The sequence below is a fragment of the Bradyrhizobium sp. BRP56 genome, assembly GCF_020194035.1.
Taxonomy (GTDB): domain Bacteria; phylum Pseudomonadota; class Alphaproteobacteria; order Rhizobiales; family Xanthobacteraceae; genus Bradyrhizobium; species Bradyrhizobium australafricanum.
Window position 1 is genome coordinate 15,306 of the sequence record NZ_JADYVV010000073.1, and the last position, 17,809, is coordinate 33,114.

The window sequence follows — 17,809 nt, forward strand, 5'->3', positions numbered from 1 at the left end:
CGCATGATCCGGAAAAGTGTGAAGCGGTTTTCCGAAAAGATCATGCTCAAGAAATAGTTCTGGGACCCTCAAGCGGGCAGGCACGGGCAAATGGCCGAAGACACTGGATTGACCACGGGCATCGCGCACCACGGTGCCGCGCGGCTGCCGTCTGTCGACATCGACAGCTTCAACATCGAGCTGAAGGACGACGAGGGCTTTCTCGGCGATCGCGCCTCCAAGGGCGCGTTCCGCAAGATCCTCGACCGCTGGCGCAAGCCGCTGCGCAAGTCGGACGAGGATCCGTTCGGCGACGAGCCGTCGGACAAGATCAGCAAGAAGAAGCTCGATGAGCTGCTGGTCGGCGACGACACCGAGGCCTCCGCTGTCGTGCACAGCGCGATCGAGGAGTTTGCCCAGGAGCTCGCCTATGTGACGCGGCGCTTCCTCAACACCAAGGCCTGGGCCAAGACCGAGCGCATCGTGGTCGGCGGCGGCTTCCGCGACTCCAGGCTCGGTGAGCTCGCCATCGCGCGCACCGAGATCATCCTGAAGTCGGAGGATTTCAAGGTCGATTTGCTGCCGATCCGCTTTCACCCCGACGATGCCGGGCTGATCGGCACGCTGCATCTCGCGCCATCGTGGATTTTCGAGGCCCATGACGGCGTCCTTGCCGTCGACATCGGCGGCACCAATATCCGCTGCGGCGTGGTCGAGACGCGCTGGAAGAAGGCGCCCGATCTCTCCAAGGCGGCAGTCTGGAAATCGGAGCTGTGGCGCCACGCCGATGACGAGCCGACGCGCGAGGGCGCGGTGAAGCGGCTGGTGAAGATGCTGAAGGAGTTGATTGCCGCCGCCGAGAAGGAGAATCTCAAGCTCGCGCCGTTCATCGGCATCGCCTGTCCCGGCGTCATCAATGAGGACGGATCGATCGAAAAGGGTGCGCAGAACCTGCCCGGCAATTGGGAGAGCAGCAAATTCAACTTGCCGGCGAGCCTGGTCGAGGCGATCCCGCAGATGGGCGATCATGACACCGCGATCGTGATGCATAATGACGGCGTGGTGCAGGGGCTGGCCGAGGTCCCGTTCATGCAGGACGTCGCGCGCTGGGGCGTGCTGACGATCGGAACCGGGCTTGGCAATGCCCGCTACACCAATCGCAAGCGAGAGAACGGCAAGGACGAGAAGAAGGCCGACAAGAAAGACAAGGACGACGAGAACGAAAAGAGCGAGAAAAAGGCCAAAAAAGCCAGGAAAGCCGACGCCTGAGCCGTCAGGATTCAGCGATCGCGCGCGCTCCATCCGGGCTACGGTCTGCCTTCTCCTTCCCCCTGAAAGGGGGAAGGTCGGGATGGGGGTCAGCCGCAGGCGATGCTGTTTGCGGAGAGAGCAGATTCCCACCCGCTTTGCTCTGGCGAGCAACGCGACCTCCCCTTTTCAAGGGGAGGTAAGCATGCGTAGCCCGGATGCAGCCAACGGGTCGCGCGAATGCGCGCCCGATGACAGGCTCCGCGAAATCCGGGGCACCTCCATCCGCAGATCCAGCGGCCCCGGATTACGCGCGGTAAGGTTGATCGGTTAGGTTAAGATCGGGTTCGCGTTGCCGTTTCGACGTCGCTCGCTACCGTGGACCGTGTCGCTCCCGCCGACCGGCGAAGCCGCACTTCCCGGCCAGCAATATTAAGAAGCGGCACGGGACCGCCAGTTTTTGTCGCGTCCTGGCGGTCCCACCACTTCTACTTCCAATTGATCCGCTCGAAGAAGCCGGCGATCTCGGCGGCCGAGCGGTCGGGGTCCTCGCGATGCGGGAAATGCCCGACATCGGGAAACATCCCAAGGTCCAGATTGGAGAAGGTCTCGCCCAGCCGGTCGGTCCAGGCATAGGGAAACAGCGGGTCGTGCTCCGCCCAACGGATGCAGGTCGGCACCGCGATCGGTGGCAGCGCCGGGGCTTCGCCCTGCATCATCTTCACGCGCCCCGCATGTGACGCGCGATAATGCGCAAAGCCGCCGGCGAGGTTGCCGGGCTTGAAGAAATTGTCGGCGAAATCCTCAACGACGTCGTCGAACGCGGCCTTGCGGTGCGACCAGTTGTGCAGGAAATGACCGATGTAGGTGCGGCAGCTGTCTCTGCTGGCGCCGACCAGCGCGGGCGCCATCTCCATCTGGTGGAACGATTGGTACCAGATGTGGTTCAGCCGGTCGGGCGCGGCCATCCGCGGCCCGATGCCGGGATAGACGAAATCGAAGAAAAACAATCCGGCGATGCGGTCGGGCGCCTTGCGGGCGAGGGGCTGCATCACGGCGCCACCGACGTCGTGGCCAACCACGCCGGCCTTGTCGACGCCGAGCGCGTCCAGCAGCGCCAGCATGTCGTCGGTATGCTGATCGGGGCCATAGGCGCCTTGCGGCTTGTCGCTGTCGCCGAAGCCGCGCAGGTCGGGGGCGATCAGGGTGTAGCGGTCTGTGAGGCGCGCCATGACCGGCCTCCAGGTCAGCCAGAATTCCGGCCAGCCGTGCAACAGCAGCAGCGGTCTCCCAGTGCCGGTCCGCGCGACGTGGAACGCCGCACCATTGGCTCGAATCGTCACATGCTCCATGGCCCGCTCCTGCTCCGGCTGGTTCGCTCGCGCGCCGATCGAGCCAGAACTGTTCTGCTAGCGCTTTGTTTCCGCGCGCTTTCTCCCGCTGCCCCGGTGCTTTGACGGGGCGAGGCGTCGGTGACGGAAATATTATTGCAGCGCCTTGTCTGTCCCGCCATCCTCGCCTAGAACACGCCCCGACCGCGGGTGGCGCAAATCACCCGGGCCACTGGAGAGGTGGCAGAGTGGTTGAATGCACCGCACTCGAAATGCGGCATAGGTGCAAGCCTATCGGGGGTTCGAATCCCTCCCTCTCCGCCATTTGCTCAAGATCGATCCCAAAACCCCTCTAAGATTCTGAATGGGTCGTTTTCGGGGTTCGAAACCCGCTTTCAGCGCGGTAGCCGCCAGCGTATTGCCGCTGGACCACGCGCAGGGAGATTTCGCTCTCCCGCTGAAAGCGTTGCTTTCAGACCCATCGACCGAAGGGCGTTTAGCCGTCCCTAGGCACCCACGAGCAGGACCAGCAGGTTTCCGGCTCACCTGCACCGGCCATAGACAAGCGTCCGCCCGTTTGATCGGTGGCTCTCAGATTGGCGTTTCGATCTCCGCTGCCGGGATGTCAACAACCGTCTTGATTGGCGTGTAAAGGTCCACGTCAACGTTCGCCGCCTTCAGCGTGACGATCAGCGCATAGCGGGCTTTCTTGTTGACGTATTCTTTTCCGGCCCGGTCGCGCCACCAGCCGTTGACCGGCTTGATGCACAACGTATCGCGTCCGAGCAGTTCGATAGCCGGACCAGACCAGACATCACAGTGGATCGACCCGGCTGAAATACTGTCGGGACCGAGCAGCCAGCGATTGTCGTCAGCTTCGACGCGGGGACCTTTCTTGGGATCCTCGCGTTCAGCCGCATTCACACGCTTCTTGAATGTGTCGAGCGATTCCCCCTTGCGCCGCAGATCGAAGCGTAGGCCGTACGACTGGTAGCGCTGCGGTACGACGTTGGCCGACAACCCCGGGTTCGGCTCCACGAAGTACGACAGCGTGATTTTCAGGGCGACGGTCTCGTTCTCCAGCCTCTCCAGCAGGTCCGCAGGGATTGGCAACGTGTAATAGTGGCATTCGTTGAACTTGCGCTGCCCGTCCAGCTTAAACGGCTGTATGTCCGCCTGCGCGAACAGGGCCAGATGGTTGTTCGCCGATGCGGTCGCGCGGTCGTAGTCGGGCACGCCGTATCCAAACCGCCGTACCAGCGCGTAGTTTTCTTTCTTGCCGTCTGTCCCGTCGAAGGCGTCGAGCATTGGCTGCGTCCACTCCGCGCTGTGGACGATCAGGCCACGCAGAGTCTCCGGCCAATATTCCGGATGGTCGGCAGCGACCCGCGCTGCCAGCCGGGCACCTTGCGCGGACGCGGCGCTGGTGGCCTGGAACGGCACCAGCGGCGCGCGCGTCGTATTGCTGCCGGTTGAAAGCAGCGACAGCGATCCGAACGTCAATGCCTCGGTGTGCTTCGGATTGTATGCGCGGTTACCGGCTTCCATCACCACTTCGGGTTTGAACGGCGCCTTCCCCTGAGGCCAGGTCTCACTGGTACGGCTGTGCGGACTGAGATCCCCTGCCACCGCCATCGGCGACCAGTCCTCGTATCCCTTGTCCCGGACATCCACGAGATCGGTGTATCCACCGATAGTCAAAGCATTCCATGCCTGTGCCGGGTCTTCAATCGGGTAAGTGTCCTGCGGCTGGATTTTGGCGGCGTCGATTTCGGCGCTGATATTTCCAGCAGCGACCACGATCAGGCGCTTCGGGGCATTCTCTTCGTCGCCGATCATCGATCCGGAGGCTGCCTGATCGATGGCTGCGCTCCAGCTTGAGGGAGTCGCACCCGAAACATCGAGATTCGTAGCCGCCATGCAGAACACGCGCGGGCGTGCCGGAGCGGCAATCTCGGGCAACGCAATTGCTGCCTGCGTCAGCACGCCATAGCTGGCCGGTTCGTTTTCATCGAAGCCATCGGGTGGCAACAGCTTGACCGACTCCACACGGTGTTTGAGTTGACGTTCGGATGCATCTCCCAGCGCTGCCGTGAGGTCGCCGTGCAGAACCATGCCCGCCATGGAGGTGCCATGGCCATCCTCATGCTGGTCATCCACGCCCCAATCAGCATCGAGCGTGTGCAAATCGGCAACAGCCAGTGCCGGTTCAATCAGCGCGTGTCCGCGATTAACCCCAGTGTCGAACACGCAAACGGCGGGGGCGTTCTTGCCCGGCCATTGAATGCGTCCGGCCAGATCATCTGACCACGGGTGCTGTTCGCCCCGGACTTCATCGAGGAAAAAGGTCGGGTTGTCCGTTGCGCGCCGAAGTTCCGCTATCGCGCCCGTCAGGAACAGCGTCAGTTCAATGGCTGCACGCGGCGCGAGCACCGGAATGACCGTCACATCCGGGAAATAAAGCCGCCGGTCCTTGTTTGCCGCGCGGACTTTCAGGCGTTCGCACGCTTCTTCGATCTTCGTCTCCGCCTCCGGCCAGCACCACAGCGCCCACCACATCTGGTGCTGCGGGTCCGTCGGCAGCGCCGCCGGATCGTCGGTCCACACCGTTTCAAGCCGGGCAGCGCGGAACGCCTCAATCGCTTCGACCATCCTCTTGTTGGGCGGGTTTTTTCCTTCCTCCGAAAGAGGGCCGTTCAGATAGTCATCAAGAATTTTCGCAAGAACTTCTTTCGACCCGTCCGGCACAAACACCGCAACCGTGCGGTCGTCGCGGTCATTGGCCTTCGCCGCGCTCGAACGGATATCGGCCTTCTTGCGGTCCAGTGTCTCCGGATCGGCGCCGCGCCTCAGCTCGACCTCGATGATGGACGTTGTCGGCGCTGACAGGCGGTCGTCTTTTGGGCGCAACTTCTCCGCAAGTTTGAACGCGGCGTCGAGTTCTGCCTGAAGACGACGGCCATGTTCTTCGCGGATGCGCACGGCAGAGCTGCCGCCGCCACCCACTCCGGAATAGTCCTGCTGCGATTTGAAGCGCGTGATCTCAATGTGAGGAAGCGCGAACCGCGACGCCATTTATCACGCGCCTTTCGACTCCATGAACGCGCTGCGCATGGTGTGACGCTCACGCAGGCGGTCGAGAATATCATTCGTGGTCAATTCAATACGTTCGTCCAGAATTGCGGTCTTCACCGCGTCGTCGGTGGCGCGCACGATCTCGGACTGGCTGAGGTCGTTCGCGGCAGCCACGATTGCTTTCCAGTTCGCTTTCTGGATCTTCATTTTGCCAAGACTGGCAGAAATCAATTTGCGGATTTGCTGCGAGGTCGGCGCATCGAATTCCAGCACTTGGTCGAAGCGGCGCAGCAATGCGCGGTCGAGCAGCTTGGGGTGGTTCGTCGAGCATACGATGACACTGTCCGTCGAATTGCTCTCTTCCATGAACTGAAGGAAGGAATTCAGGACACGGCGCATCTCGGCCACGTCATTATTCGCCGTGCGGTGCCCGCCGACAGCATCGAACTCGTCAAACAGATATACGCCACGGCGCTTGGCCGTCTCATCGAAAATCAGGCGCAACTTCGCAGCTGTCTCGCCCATGAAGCGCGTAATCATCGCCTCAAGGCGAATGACATAGAGCGGCAGATGCAGTTCGCCCGCCAACGCTTCCGATGACATGGTCTTGCCCGATCCGGGCGGGCCGACGAGGAGCAATAAACGGCTCGGGGTCTTGCCATGCTCGCGCAGCCAGTCGCGCTTCCGCTGCTGGCGGAGGACATCGTTGATCCGTCCGACAAGCGTATCGTTCAGCACGACATCTTTGAGAGTGAAACGCGGCGCGCGGTGTTCGAGCAAACCTTCAAGGACGCCGCGCGGTGTCGAAAACGGGATCGCGACCGACTGGCCGCGACCAGTCCGCGCACGGGCCTTGTCGATTTCCGAGCGAAGTTCATCCGCAATCTGCCGGTGACCTTGACGCGCTTCGGCAGCTGCGACCTGGAGGGCGATAGAAAAGAATGAATCTTCGTCGCCTTCCGCGCGGCTGCGGAGCATGGCCAGGATTTGTTTTGCGTTGGACACCGGGTACGCCTTTCGTCTTCCAGAATCCTACACCAGCGACGCGCATCCACGAACGCATTTTTGCAACCGGCGTGCGGCGCTAGCGTATGACAACACGTGTTACGAACAGGTTGAAAAGCCAACGCCACTGCGGCCTCGTGCCTCGCCAGCAAATCCGCAAAAAGATTGTGCTGGAAGCCGGCCCGGCCACCTGAATATCTGTAACCGAAACTCGGGGCGACCCGCTATGAAAAATCAAAGACTCCGTCGCGGCAGGCCACTCGGTGAACCCACCAGGGTCGTCCGCTTACCTGTATGGCCCCGGACTTCGCACGGTGATTCGCCCAGCGTCCGATGCGGGCCGGAGATATCAACGGCTTCCTCGATATCCACACCCGGACCCGGGCACCGTTCCTCTGTCCGGATCGACGGTCGCGGCTGGCTTTCCGTCCCCCGCCGATGACCATCTGGACCGCGCGCTGGACTTCAACGAACTGCTCGTGGAGAACCTCGCGGCCACGTTCGCCGTCCGGATCGCTGGCGACAGCATGATTAGTGCGGGCATCTTCGCGGATGGCATCGCCATCGTTGAAGCGCCTCGGTGGTGTGCCCGATCCAACTGCGCCGTGAGACGATGCAGACGATCTGGTCTATCGCTATCGCCCGCGCTGAGCGGAGACGCGTGAAGCAAAATCAATTTCGCCATCCCGTCACATCAGGCACATTTTGCAGCTTATCGGGATTGCGGGTGACATAGATCGCAACAACCTTTTGTCCTTCGACATGCAACGCTGTCGTTTGAACGAGGTCGTCCTCGATGGTGATGAAGCCCGGCAATCCGTTGATGGTGGCGTAGCGGATCAATCGTGAGGGATGCGTCGCGAAGAGACGGGCGAGCCCCGCGAAACGCTCCATCGCGGCATCACGCCCGACCAGAGGCTCTGTCGGCGCCGGGACCCGGCCACCGCCATCGGCGTAGACCACGACATCTTCGGCGAGCATGGCGCGGAGCGCAGCAAGGTCGCCGGTCCGTGTGGCCGTGAAGAAGGCATTTGCGAGCCGCAGGCCTTCTTCATTGCCGACGACGAATCTGGGCTTGGCGTCGTGGATATGCACGCGAGCGCGGCTGGCAAGCTTGCGGCAGGTCGCAGCCTCGCGCCCGATCGTCTCGGATACGGCATCGAACCCCAATCCGAACACGTCATGCAGCAGAAAGGCCGCCCGCTCCAAAGGCGACAGGCGTTCCAGGGCAATCATCAACGGCAGGATCAGATCGTCCGCCGCTTCCTCTGCTTCGGGGTCGAAGAATGGTTCGGGGAGCCACGGTCCGACATAGGCGGCACGCCGGCGCCGTGCGGATTTCAATTCGTTGAGGGATAATCGGGTGACGATGGTGTGCAAGACTGCCTTGGGATCGCGCATCTGATCGCGATCGGCAGCGAGCCAGCGTACCCAGGCGCTGTGCACGACATCCTCTGCGTCGGCGACCGAGCCCAGCATCCGATAGGCCAGCCGGATCAGGCGTGGCCGCAACTCGGCGAAGATCTCGGCAGCAGACGGTTCAGCTGCATCTGTCATGACGCCACCGGAACGGCACCGAGGCCGCGTCCCGGCCGCGCGCAAACTGCAGCGCCGTCTTCGCCACCCGCTGTCCCAGGTGACGGGCGGTCGCGAGATCGGAGTCAGGCGGTGCGGTGTCCGCACCCTCGTCGGTGTTTGACTGCGCGCCGGCTCCGAGCCAGAACCCCAGCCTGTTCGGATCGGCCTCCGATCCCGATGCGGAGTTGTTCCCCGGGGACAGGTCGAGATTGACCCAATGCATGCCATGCTGTGCGGCGAACAATGCAAGCTGGATCAATGTGGACAGCTTGTCGCCGGCGTGTGCCCCCGAATTGGTGAAGCCTGCGGCGAGCTTGTCTTTCCAGCGATAGCCCTTGGACATCACCGCGCGTGACGTTGCTTCCTGAAAGGCTTTGAAGGCCGCGGAGGCGGCGCCCATGTAGGTGGGCGTGCCGAAGATCAGCGCTTCCGCATCCATCAGCCGATCCCAGTTCTGTTTAGCGCCTCTGCGCCATGGATATCCTGGACGCCGGACCTGACGGCCTCCGCCTGCCGTCGGGTATGGCCATAGGCGCTATGATAGACGATTGCGATCAGGGTGCGACCGCCGCCGGTTCCGAGTGTGTGCATGCTGTCCTCTGCTGCTGCCCTTGCAGAAGTCAAGACAAGGCAGCGCGTCGAAACGTGACATGCCCTGCGAATTTTCGTCCGGAGGATGTTGCTCCAATTGACCGCCACGCAGGCCGGAGCGGTGGCCGCCGGCTCCTTTGCATGGGGTTGTTTTCGATATTTTGGCGGGAGCCGCGGTCAGGGGGCGCGATCGAGCCTCGCCGAAGGATGACCCCGACAATCCCGTCCATCGTCACCAGGTATCGGCCACCGGGGTCGAACCTCGAGCGGTCGCGTCGGTAACCTTAATTTTTCCTTTCGATTGTCGATAAAGTTTTATCGATTATCCTCGTGGCCATTGAGCGGTGTGACGAACCGCACGATGAGCGGCAACAGCCGAGTGGCTGGACGACCGCTCTGAAATCGAAGGGTGGGCAGAGCGCAGTGCCAGCCACCTTTCGGGCTGTCCGGCGGCGGCCGGCGGGGCAAATCAATTTTGAAGTGCTTTTGATTGCCAGGTTGCGGCGCATATCGCTCCGCATGAAGCCTTTCAATTGGGATGTTCCAAGATGACGCTCGCGCATGTCTTGATCGCGGCCGGTGGCGGCTTTTTGTTGCTCGCTGGCTTCGTCGCATTTGCCCTTTGGAGAAACGCGCTCCATTCGACAGCGCGGATTTAGCAACAGACCAGATTCAACTCCGACGGCCTCGCGCTTGGGGACAAGCGAGGCTGGCGGGATGGCCGCACCGCCGCGCGGCCTGACAGCCGAGCACCGCGCCTTACGACCTACCCCAAGGCGACGCGTGCTCGGCTGTTCACTTTCCTGATCAATCTTCGCCGTTCGAACATTGATTGCGTAAAGGCAATTGCTCCGCGCTCCGCGTCACCTCCACGACGCGAGATCCAGTCTGCGGGTGATCGCGATGGCCTCGAGGAAGGCCTCATCGTGGCTGACGACCAGCAGCGCGCCGTCATAGGCGCGCAAGCCGGCCTCGACCGCTTCCATGGATTCGATATCCAGGTGATTGGTCGGCTCGTCGAGGATCAGGAGTGGCGGTGGCATCACGCCGCCCAGCACACAGGCGAGACCAGCGCGAAGCAACTGGCCGCCGGAGAGGCTCGCGACGGCCTGCAGCGCGGCATCGGCGCGGAACATGAATCGCGCCAGCGCCGCGCGGCAAGCGTTCTCGCCGGCGTCCGGATTGATGCGGCGGAAATTCTCCAGGATGGAGGCCGACGCATCGAGCAGGCTGACCGCCTGATCGAACACGGCGAACCGGGTCATCACCTCGACGGTGCCGCGCGCCGCGGTCAGGTCGCCACTGACGAGCTTGAGCAGCGTCGTCTTGCCGGCACCGTTGGGGCCAGTGATCGCGACGCGCTCCGGACCCGACATGGAGAAGGTGACGTCACGCAGGATCGGCGCTTCCGTGCCGTAGCCGACGTCGGCCGCGTCGATCCGCAGCACCATCCTGCTCGCCGGCAGATGCGTCGATGGCAGCTGCACTGCGAACGGTTGCAGCACCTCGATGCGCTGCCGCGCCGCGGTGGCAAGCTCGAGCGCTTGCGCCCGCCGTCGTTCGGCGAGACGGGCGTTCTCGCCGCCGCTGTCCTCGCTGCGGTCCTTGCGCAGCCCGGCGGCGATGCGCGGCAGATCGCCCTTGGCGCGCTTCCTTGCACCTGCGCCGTCCTTGCGCGCCTTCCGTTCGTTGGCTTCTTTGGCGTTGCGATCGATCTCGGCAAGGCGTTTCTCGGCATCGGCCAGATCGTGCCGTGCTGCCGACAGCTCGATCGCCTTGCGTGCGCGATACGCGCTCCAATTGCCGCCGTAGCGCCTGGCTTCCAGCGAGGTCAGTTCGACGATCGCATCCATGGTCTCCAGCAATTCGCGGTCGTGGCTGACGATGATGGCGCCTTGCCGCCAGTCGGCGAGCAGGTCGATCACCGCCTTGCGTCCCGCACGGTCGAGATTGTTGGTCGGCTCATCCAGCAGCAGAAAGTCGGGCTGTGCGAAGGTCAGCGCGGCGAGGCGCGCCCGGGTGGCCTGGCCGCCGGACAGCGTCGCCAGCGGCGCGTCGAGTGCATCGTTCAGTCCGACGCGCTCGAGCGCGGCCGCGATGCGCGTGTCGAGCGTCCAGTCGACGTCGGCAATCTCCTCGGTGCTCGCAAGGCCCTGTTCGGCACGACGTAGCGCGGCCAGTGCGCGGCGCGCGTCGAACAGGTCGACGACGCGTTCGTCCGGCTTTAGCTGAACCGTCTGATGCAGCATCCCGACGCGTCCCTGAACCGAGACCGTGCCGGATTGCGGCGTGCGCACCCTCGCGATCAGGCCGAGCAGCGTCGTCTTGCCGACGCCGTTCCTGCCGACAAGACCGGTGCGTTCGGGTCCGAAGTTCAGATCGATGTTGGAAAGGAGAACCCGGCCGTCAGGCGCGGACAGGGTCAGATGAGAAAGCGCGATCGATGCAGGCATGAATATCCCCGAGGGCAAGGCTGATGGGCGTTGCTGTCAGGGTGAAATCCATGGCCGTCGGCATCCTCAGGGATTGATGGTTGACGTGATGTAGTCGTCGATTGAGCCGGGATCAAGGCGCGAAGCCAGCCGTCACGCGGCTTCGGCGAAGGTCCAGCGGTCTGGATCGGGCGTGTGGCCGATCAAAGCGAGGCCGTAGGCGATCGATTCGAATTGATCCGCCGAAGTCAGCCGCGCCGCGCCGAAGCGTTCGGCGAACAGGCGCTGCACGGCCGGCACGAACGAGGTGCCGCCGGTCAGGAACACCTTCTCGACGTCGCGCGCGGTGATGCCGGACTTGGCCAGCGCCTCGTCCACCGTCGCGCCCAGCCGTTCAATGTCGTCGGCGATCCAGGATTCGAAATCGTCGCGCGTCACGGTGGCGCCGATATCGATGCCGTCGCGGACGAAGCGGAACTCGACACGGTCGCGGCTCGACAGCGCGACCTTGGTGTCCGACACGGCGCGATAAAGCGCGAAGCCGAGATCGTGGTCGACGATGGTGATGAAGTCGTGCAGCGGCGCCGGATCGAGCGCGGTGCGCGCGAGCTGCTGCAACTCGCGCAAATCGCCATTGCCCCGCATCATCGCGAGCTGATGCCAGCGGGCAAGGCTCGAATAATAGTGATTGGGGATCGGCAGCACTTTGTCGAACGAGCGGTAGCTGGTGCCCTTGCCGAGTCGCGGCGAGACGATGTGGTCGACGATGCGGTAATCGAAGGTGTCGCCGGCGATGCCGATGCCGGCGTGTCCGAGCGGTTCGGCGCGCAGTACGCCGCCCTTGCGCGAGAACCGCATCACGGAAAAGTCGCTGGTGCCGCCGCCGAAATCGGCGACCAGCACCGTGGCATCGTGGTCCAGTGTGCGCGCGAAGGAGAACGCCGCGCCGACCGGCTCGTAGACATAGCGCGCATGGCCGGCGCCGAGCCGCTCGAACGCAGCGCGGTAGCGCTGCATCGCGAGCTCGTCATTGGGATTGCCGCCCGCAAATTTCACCGGACGGCCGACCATGATGGTCGGCGTGCCCAAATCGAAACCTTCGCCGGCATGGCGCGTCAGCGTGCGCAGGAACGCCGCGAGCAGGTCCTCGAACTTGTAGCGCTGCCGGAAGATCTGGGTGGTGTTGAAGGCCGAGCTTGCCGCGAACGTCTTGAACGACTGGATGAAGCGATGGATCGTGCGTCCCTCGAGGAACTGCTCGATCGCCCACGGGCCGCCCTCGGCGCGCGGATGCAGGCCCGCGCCCGGCCGCTCCTCCCAGAAGCACAGCGCGGACACATAGACGCTATGCGTGCGGCCGCCGTGGTCGAAGCGAACAGCCTCGACGCGGCCATCGCCGTCGGACAGCGCGACCACGGTGTTGCTGGTGCCAAAATCGACGCCAATCGAGACGGCGGGCGGGGCGCTCGACATGTCATGCTCGGATTGTCTGTGAAAGGGGGCGGACCTTTAGCGGCTTTGGCCGGATTTGCCAACCCGTCTGGGCATCGCGGAACTCATTTCAGGCCCAACGTCTCATCACCACCGCGTCATTCCGGATGCGGCTCCCATCCCGGAGGAGTTCAATCCTTCAACGCGTAGGCGATGACGTAGTCGCCGCGTTTGGTGCCGAACGAGCCGTGGCCGCCGGCCGCGGTGACGATGTATTGCTTGCCGCCGGCCTCGTAGCTCATCGGCGTCGATTGGGCGCCGGCCGGCAGGCGATCCTCCCAGAGCACCTTGCCGTTGCGCACGTCGTAGGCCCGGATCGTGTACTCATAGGTCCCGGTGTAGAACGCAACGCCGCCGGCGGTGGTGATCGGCCCGCCCAGCATCGGCACGCCCATCTTGAATGGAAGCGGCAGCGGCGTGGTGTCCCGGATCGTGCCGTTGGGATGCTGCCAGACGATCTTCATCGTCTTCAGGTCGATCGCGGCCATCGAGCCCCATGGCGGCCGGTAGCACGGCACGGAGAGCGGCGAGAGGAAGCTCGAGATGCCGACGCCGAACGGCGTGCCGTACATCGGCTGCACCCCGACCTCGCTGCCGACCGGTTTCTCGGCCGTCGGCGCCGGAGGATTGAGCGGACCGCGCGGAATGAGCGTGGAGGCGAACGGCAACGACATCGGGCTGGCGATGGCGATCTGCCTGACAGGATCGACCGCAATGCCGCCCCATTCGAACATGCCGAGATTGCCCGGGAAGACCAGCGTGCTCTGCAACGACGGCGGCGTGAAGGTGCCTTCGTAGCGCAAGCGGTGGAACATGATCCGGCACAGCAACTGGTCGAAGATCGTGCCGCCCCACATGTCGGCGCCGGTCAGCTTAGCCTCCGGGCGGAAGGTCAGTTCGGAAAACGGCTGGGTCGGTGCAGAGCGGTCGCCGGGCGCCGGCCCTTGCGGCACCGCGCGTTCCGGCGCCGGCACGATCAGCTCGCCGGTCCTGCGGTCGAGCACGAAGATGTTGCCCACCTTGGTCGGCTGGATCAGCGCGGGAACGACGCCCTTGCTCGTCGTCACATCGACCAGGCTCGGTTGCGAGGGAACGTCCATGTCCCAGAGATCATGATGCACGGTCTGGTACGACCAGGCGCGCTTGCCGGTGTTGACGTCCAGCGCGACGATGGCGCTGGAATAGCGCTCGACCAGCGCATCGCGATTGCCGCCCCAGATGTCAGGTCCGTTGTTGCCGGTCGGGATGTAGACCAGATTCAATTTCGGATCGAACGAGGCGGTGATCCAGGAATTCGGTGACCCGTTGGTGTAATGCCGCGTCGGCGACGGAAATGCGTTCTCGTCCGCCGCGCCGGAATCCCAGGCCCAGACCAGCTTGCCAGTATAGATATCGAAGCCGCGGATCACGCCCGACGGCACCTCGACCGCATAATTGTCGATCACCGCGGCGGCCACGACCAGGATCTTGTCGCTGACGACCGGCGGCGACGTCGGCTCGAAGAAGCCGGCGGTCTTGATCCCCATGCCTTGCTGCAGATCGAGGATGCCGTGATCGGCGAAACCATCGCAGAGCTTGCCGCTGTCGGCATCGAGCGCAATCATGCGGCCGTCATTGACGGGCAGGAAGATCCGCCGCGGGCATTCGGCCGGCGCCGAATTGCCGCCAGAGTCGACGGCGCCCTGCGCGGTTTCGTGATAGGAGACGCCGCGGCAAGTCATGTGCTGGAACGTCTTGTTGTGCACGAGCTTGGGGTCGTAGCGCCAGCGCTCCGTGCCGGTCTTGGCGTCGAGTGCAAACAGCACCTGGTGCTGCGAGCAGAGATAGAGCGTATCGCGCACCTTGATCGGGGTGACCTCGAAGGTCGTCTCCCCGGAATCGTCTGGTGTCTTCACGTCGCCGGTGCGGAAGGTCCAGGCGACCTTGAGGTTGCCGACATTGTCAGGCGTGATCTGTTTCAGCGGCGAATAGCGCTGTCCGAATTGCGTGCGTCCATAGGCGCGCCAGTCGCCGTCCGGCTGCGGGTCGGCTTCGCTTTGCGGCACGGCAGAGCCGGACTCGGCAATCGTGCCGTTGATGTCGTGATAGCCGGACAGCAGCCCGGCGATGAGCACCGCCGCAGCAGCGACGACGCCGATCCAGAGTGGGGCCGTCGCGCGCATGTAAGGCACCGGCCCGCTTCGTGTCAGGGCACGAACGATCACCGGCGTAAGCAGCCAAAGCGCCATGGGGAAGATGATGTCGCCACGCGCCGCGAGCGGCCACCAGTCGAACCGCACCTCATAGACGGCCCACGCCAGCGTGCCGAGCAGCACGATCGCAAACAGCCAGAGCGCCTGATGGCGCCGCGCCAGCAACAGCGCAGCCGTGGCGAGAATGCCGACGCCGAGGACAATGTAGAAGGGCGATCCACCTAGTGCGGCGAGCCAAATGCCCCCGCCCGCGAGGACCAGGCCGATCAGGGCGTAGACGATAGCCGTGATGAAGACTGCCCTGGATCGCTGCATGGTCGCTCCGGTGCGGGGCAGGATCGGGCTTGTCCCGCACAAGCGCGACAGGCCGCGTCCGCCATCGCGGACTGTCGTTCAGCCAACCGCAACTTGCAACCTGGAACTGCGCCGTTGATGCACCACAAGCGCGTAAGGTTGCTATGCGAAACCCGCCGAAGCAAATCATTCAAAATGCGCGCATCTTCAACGGGGAGCAGTGGAGCTGCGGGGCTGACGCAAAGGTGAGAGATCTTCAGCGAATTTTGAATCGACGCGCTCTTCCAGTCCTGTGCAGGCGCTGCTCTATACCGTTCCGCGGATCGCACCGCGGATGGTTGGCACGCAGGAGAAGCAACAATGACACTGAACCCCACTGCCGAGAATTATCGTGTCGCGGTCGCCGCCTACGAGGCGGGCCGGCCGAGCTACCCTGCGGAGATCGTCGCCGCGCTGCCGCTTGCGGCCGCGCGCTGTGCCGTCGACCTCGGTGCCGGAACCGGCAAATTCACCCGCCTGCTGCTGCAGCATTTGCCCGCGACTGCGCGCCTGGTCGCGGTCGAGCCCGTCGCCGAGATGTCGGCCAGGCTGTCCAGGGAAGCCGGGGTGGAGGTCATCAACACGCGCGCCGATGCGATCAATCTCGAAACCGGCAGCGTCGACCTCGTCACCTGCGCCCAGGCGTTTCACTGGTTCGACAACGAGCCGTCGGTGGCCGAGATCGCGCGACTGCTGGATCCCGGCGGGACGCTTGCGCTGGTCTGGAACAACCGGGATGACCGCACGCCGTGGGTCGACGCGTTGTCCATCATGATCGAGGGCTATGCGGGCGACACGCCCCGGCAGCGGACCGGACGCTGGCGCTGGATCCTGAAGGACCCGCGCTTCGTGCTTGAGAAGGAAATCGTGCAGGACCATCCGCACCGGATGAGGCGACAGGACGTCTTCGAGCGCATCGCATCGACGAGCTATGTCGCCAATTTGCCCGATGCGGAGAAGGCGGCTCTTCGCGACAAAACCGACAATATCCTGCGTGAGTCCGGTCTCGGCGACGCCGACGAAGTGGTGTTCCCCTATGTCACGCAGCTCTTCCTGCTGAAGCGCGCCTAGACCACGCTATTGCGCGGCGCGTCCTTGCTCGACCGCCTGCTTCAGGCGCGGCAGCGTCATGCGCCAGTAGAAGGCAACGTGTTTGGCGCCCGAGTCGGGCCCGATTTCCCAGCCGCTTCCGCGGCGCATCGGCGAAGGCGGCACCTGCTGGGTGACGGTCAGCACCGTTTCGCCGCCGTCAGGCACGAGCGTCATCGTGATCGTCGCATAGGATTGCGGAACATCCGGCAGGCCGGAGACTTGCGACCAATAGGAGTATTCGAGCCGCATCGGCGGCTCGACATGGAGGACGCGGCCCCTGTCGCGATAGCGCTTTGTGCCGATCTCTGCCTCGATCTCGATCGGCGCGCCGATCCGCCAATCGGTCCTGAAATGCGCGTTGCGCCATCTCTCGCCCGCTTTGGGGTCGATGATCGCGTCCCACACCTGCTTTGGCTCCGCGGCGATGCGGATCGTTCCGGTGACGGACTGGAAGGCCGGGGACTCGTGCATCATCGAATGCTCACTTGTCGCCCACGACCTTCCATTTTCCATCGGCGCCGCGCCGCAGCGAGGGATCGCCGATGCGGATGTGTTGCGCAAGAAAATCGATGAAAGCGCGGACCCGCGCCGGCAGCGGGCCGGCATGGCCGACATAGACCGCGTGGATGTCTTCGCGGTCGCCGGGATTGAGGTTTTGCAGCACCGGCACCAGACGCCCGGCCTCGATATCGGGGCCGATGTGGAACAGCGCCAGCCGGCCGAGCCCGACACCGCCAAGCGTGAGCTGACGCGCGGCTTCGCCGTCGCTGACGCGGGCGACCGGCGGCGGCAGCGCTTCCTCGATTCGCTCGGCGCGGCGGAACGGCCAGCCGCGGATGCTGCGCGGAAAGGTCCAGCCGATGCCGCGATGGGCGGCGAGGTCGGCCGGCGTCTTCGGCGTGCCGAAGCGCGCGAGGTAGGACGGCGCGGCGGCCACCACCATGCGGCTGGTGCCGAGCTTGCGTGCGATCAGCCGCGAGGCGCCGAGCGGACCGACCCGGATCGCGATATCAGCGCGTGCCTGCATCAGATCGACCAGCGTGTCGGTCAGCACGATGTCGAGCGTGATATCGGGATGTTCGCGCATGAAGCGCGGCAGCAGCGGCATCACATGCAGCATGCCGAACGGCATGTTGCTGTTCACGGTGAGATGGCCGCGCGGCACGCATGAGGCGGCCTCGCGTTCGGCTTCGTCGATATCGGCGAGGATGCGCTGGGCGCGCTGGTAGAAGGCCTGGCCTTCCTCGGTGAGCTGCAGCTTGCGCGTGGTGCGGTTGACCAGCCGCGTGCCGAGCCGGGTCTCGAGCCGGGAGACCAGCTTGCTGACGCCGGACGGTGTCTGGCGCAGGCTGTTCGCGGCAGCGGTGAAGCCGCCGAGATCGACGACGCGGACGAATACGTCCATCTCGCCGGAGCGGTTGGTGTCGGTGCGGGCCATCTTGAATTCAAGTCACAAATGATT

At 64.0% G+C, this 17,809-nt stretch carries 12 protein-coding genes, 1 tRNA gene and 1 pseudogene; 4 read left to right on the forward strand and 10 right to left on the reverse strand.

Annotation, left to right across the window (positions count from 1 at the left end; genetic code table 11):
- Positions 1 to 90: 90 nt before the first annotated feature.
- Entirely contained in the window at positions 91 to 1,248 is a 1,158-nt protein-coding gene (locus I6F38_RS35625) for an ROK family protein (protein ID WP_225163723.1), read from the forward strand.
- 467 nt (positions 1,249 to 1,715) lie between these two features.
- Here the strand turns inward: I6F38_RS35625 and I6F38_RS35630 are convergent, their stop codons facing one another.
- Complete coding sequence (locus I6F38_RS35630) at positions 1,716 to 2,579, reverse strand: alpha/beta hydrolase (protein WP_225163724.1); 864 nt, start codon at positions 2,577 to 2,579, stop codon at positions 1,716 to 1,718.
- Positions 2,580 to 2,792: 213 nt separating this feature from the next.
- On the opposite strand from I6F38_RS35630, the gene I6F38_RS35635 reads away from it, so the two are divergent.
- A tRNA-Ser gene (locus I6F38_RS35635) sits at positions 2,793 to 2,882 on the forward strand.
- 267 nt (positions 2,883 to 3,149) lie between these two features.
- Here I6F38_RS35635 and I6F38_RS35640 read toward each other — a convergent pair.
- Positions 3,150 to 5,633, reverse strand: a complete 2,484-nt coding sequence (locus tag I6F38_RS35640; RefSeq protein WP_225163725.1) for a S8 family peptidase — start codon at positions 5,631 to 5,633, stop codon at positions 3,150 to 3,152.
- A gap of 3 nt (positions 5,634 to 5,636) precedes the next feature.
- Entirely contained in the window at positions 5,637 to 6,638 is a 1,002-nt protein-coding gene (locus I6F38_RS35645; RefSeq protein WP_225163726.1) for an ATP-binding protein, read from the reverse strand.
- Positions 6,639 to 6,952: 314 nt separating this feature from the next.
- Here I6F38_RS35645 and I6F38_RS43820 point away from each other — a divergent pair, with 314 nt between their 5' ends.
- Complete coding sequence (locus I6F38_RS43820; RefSeq protein ID WP_225163727.1) at positions 6,953 to 7,303, forward strand: S24 family peptidase; 351 nt, start codon at positions 6,953 to 6,955, stop codon at positions 7,301 to 7,303.
- Between the two features lie 7 nt (positions 7,304 to 7,310).
- On the opposite strand, the gene I6F38_RS35655 is transcribed toward I6F38_RS43820, so the two are convergent.
- From I6F38_RS35655 to I6F38_RS35675, 5 genes and pseudogenes are all read right to left on the reverse strand, one after another.
- Positions 7,311 to 8,195, reverse strand: coding sequence for a sigma-70 family RNA polymerase sigma factor (locus tag I6F38_RS35655; RefSeq protein ID WP_225163747.1), 885 nt, complete (start codon positions 8,193 to 8,195; stop codon positions 7,311 to 7,313).
- A pseudogene (locus I6F38_RS35660) lies at positions 8,179 to 8,807 on the reverse strand (flavodoxin family protein). Before I6F38_RS35660 ends, I6F38_RS35655 begins: the two are co-directional and overlap by 17 nt.
- A gap of 863 nt (positions 8,808 to 9,670) precedes the next feature.
- Positions 9,671 to 11,260: an ABC-F family ATP-binding cassette domain-containing protein gene (locus I6F38_RS35665; RefSeq protein WP_225163728.1), complete on the reverse strand. Its 1,590-nt coding sequence runs from the start codon at positions 11,258 to 11,260 to the stop codon at positions 9,671 to 9,673.
- 132 nt (positions 11,261 to 11,392) lie between these two features.
- Positions 11,393 to 12,712 (reverse strand): Hsp70 family protein, encoded by a 1,320-nt coding sequence (locus I6F38_RS35670; RefSeq protein WP_225163729.1) that lies wholly within the window; start codon positions 12,710 to 12,712, stop codon positions 11,393 to 11,395.
- A 149-nt stretch (positions 12,713 to 12,861) separates the two neighbouring features.
- The gene (locus I6F38_RS35675; protein WP_225163730.1) at positions 12,862 to 15,237 is read right to left on the reverse strand and encodes a glucose/quinate/shikimate family membrane-bound PQQ-dependent dehydrogenase; all 2,376 of its coding nucleotides are present in this window, start codon (positions 15,235 to 15,237) and stop codon (positions 12,862 to 12,864) included.
- A gap of 339 nt (positions 15,238 to 15,576) precedes the next feature.
- Here I6F38_RS35675 and I6F38_RS35680 point away from each other — a divergent pair, with 339 nt between their 5' ends.
- Positions 15,577 to 16,326, forward strand: coding sequence for a class I SAM-dependent methyltransferase (locus tag I6F38_RS35680; protein ID WP_225163731.1), 750 nt, complete (start codon positions 15,577 to 15,579; stop codon positions 16,324 to 16,326).
- Positions 16,327 to 16,332: 6 nt separating this feature from the next.
- On the opposite strand, the gene I6F38_RS35685 is transcribed toward I6F38_RS35680, so the two are convergent.
- Both I6F38_RS35685 and I6F38_RS35690 read right to left on the reverse strand, forming a co-directional pair.
- A complete protein-coding gene (locus tag I6F38_RS35685; protein WP_225163732.1) occupies positions 16,333 to 16,821 on the reverse strand; it encodes an SRPBCC domain-containing protein in 489 nt (162 codons plus the stop codon).
- 7 nt (positions 16,822 to 16,828) lie between these two features.
- The gene (locus I6F38_RS35690; protein WP_225163733.1) at positions 16,829 to 17,785 is read right to left on the reverse strand and encodes a LysR family transcriptional regulator; all 957 of its coding nucleotides are present in this window, start codon (positions 17,783 to 17,785) and stop codon (positions 16,829 to 16,831) included.
- Between the last annotated feature and the right edge of the window lie 24 nt (positions 17,786 to 17,809).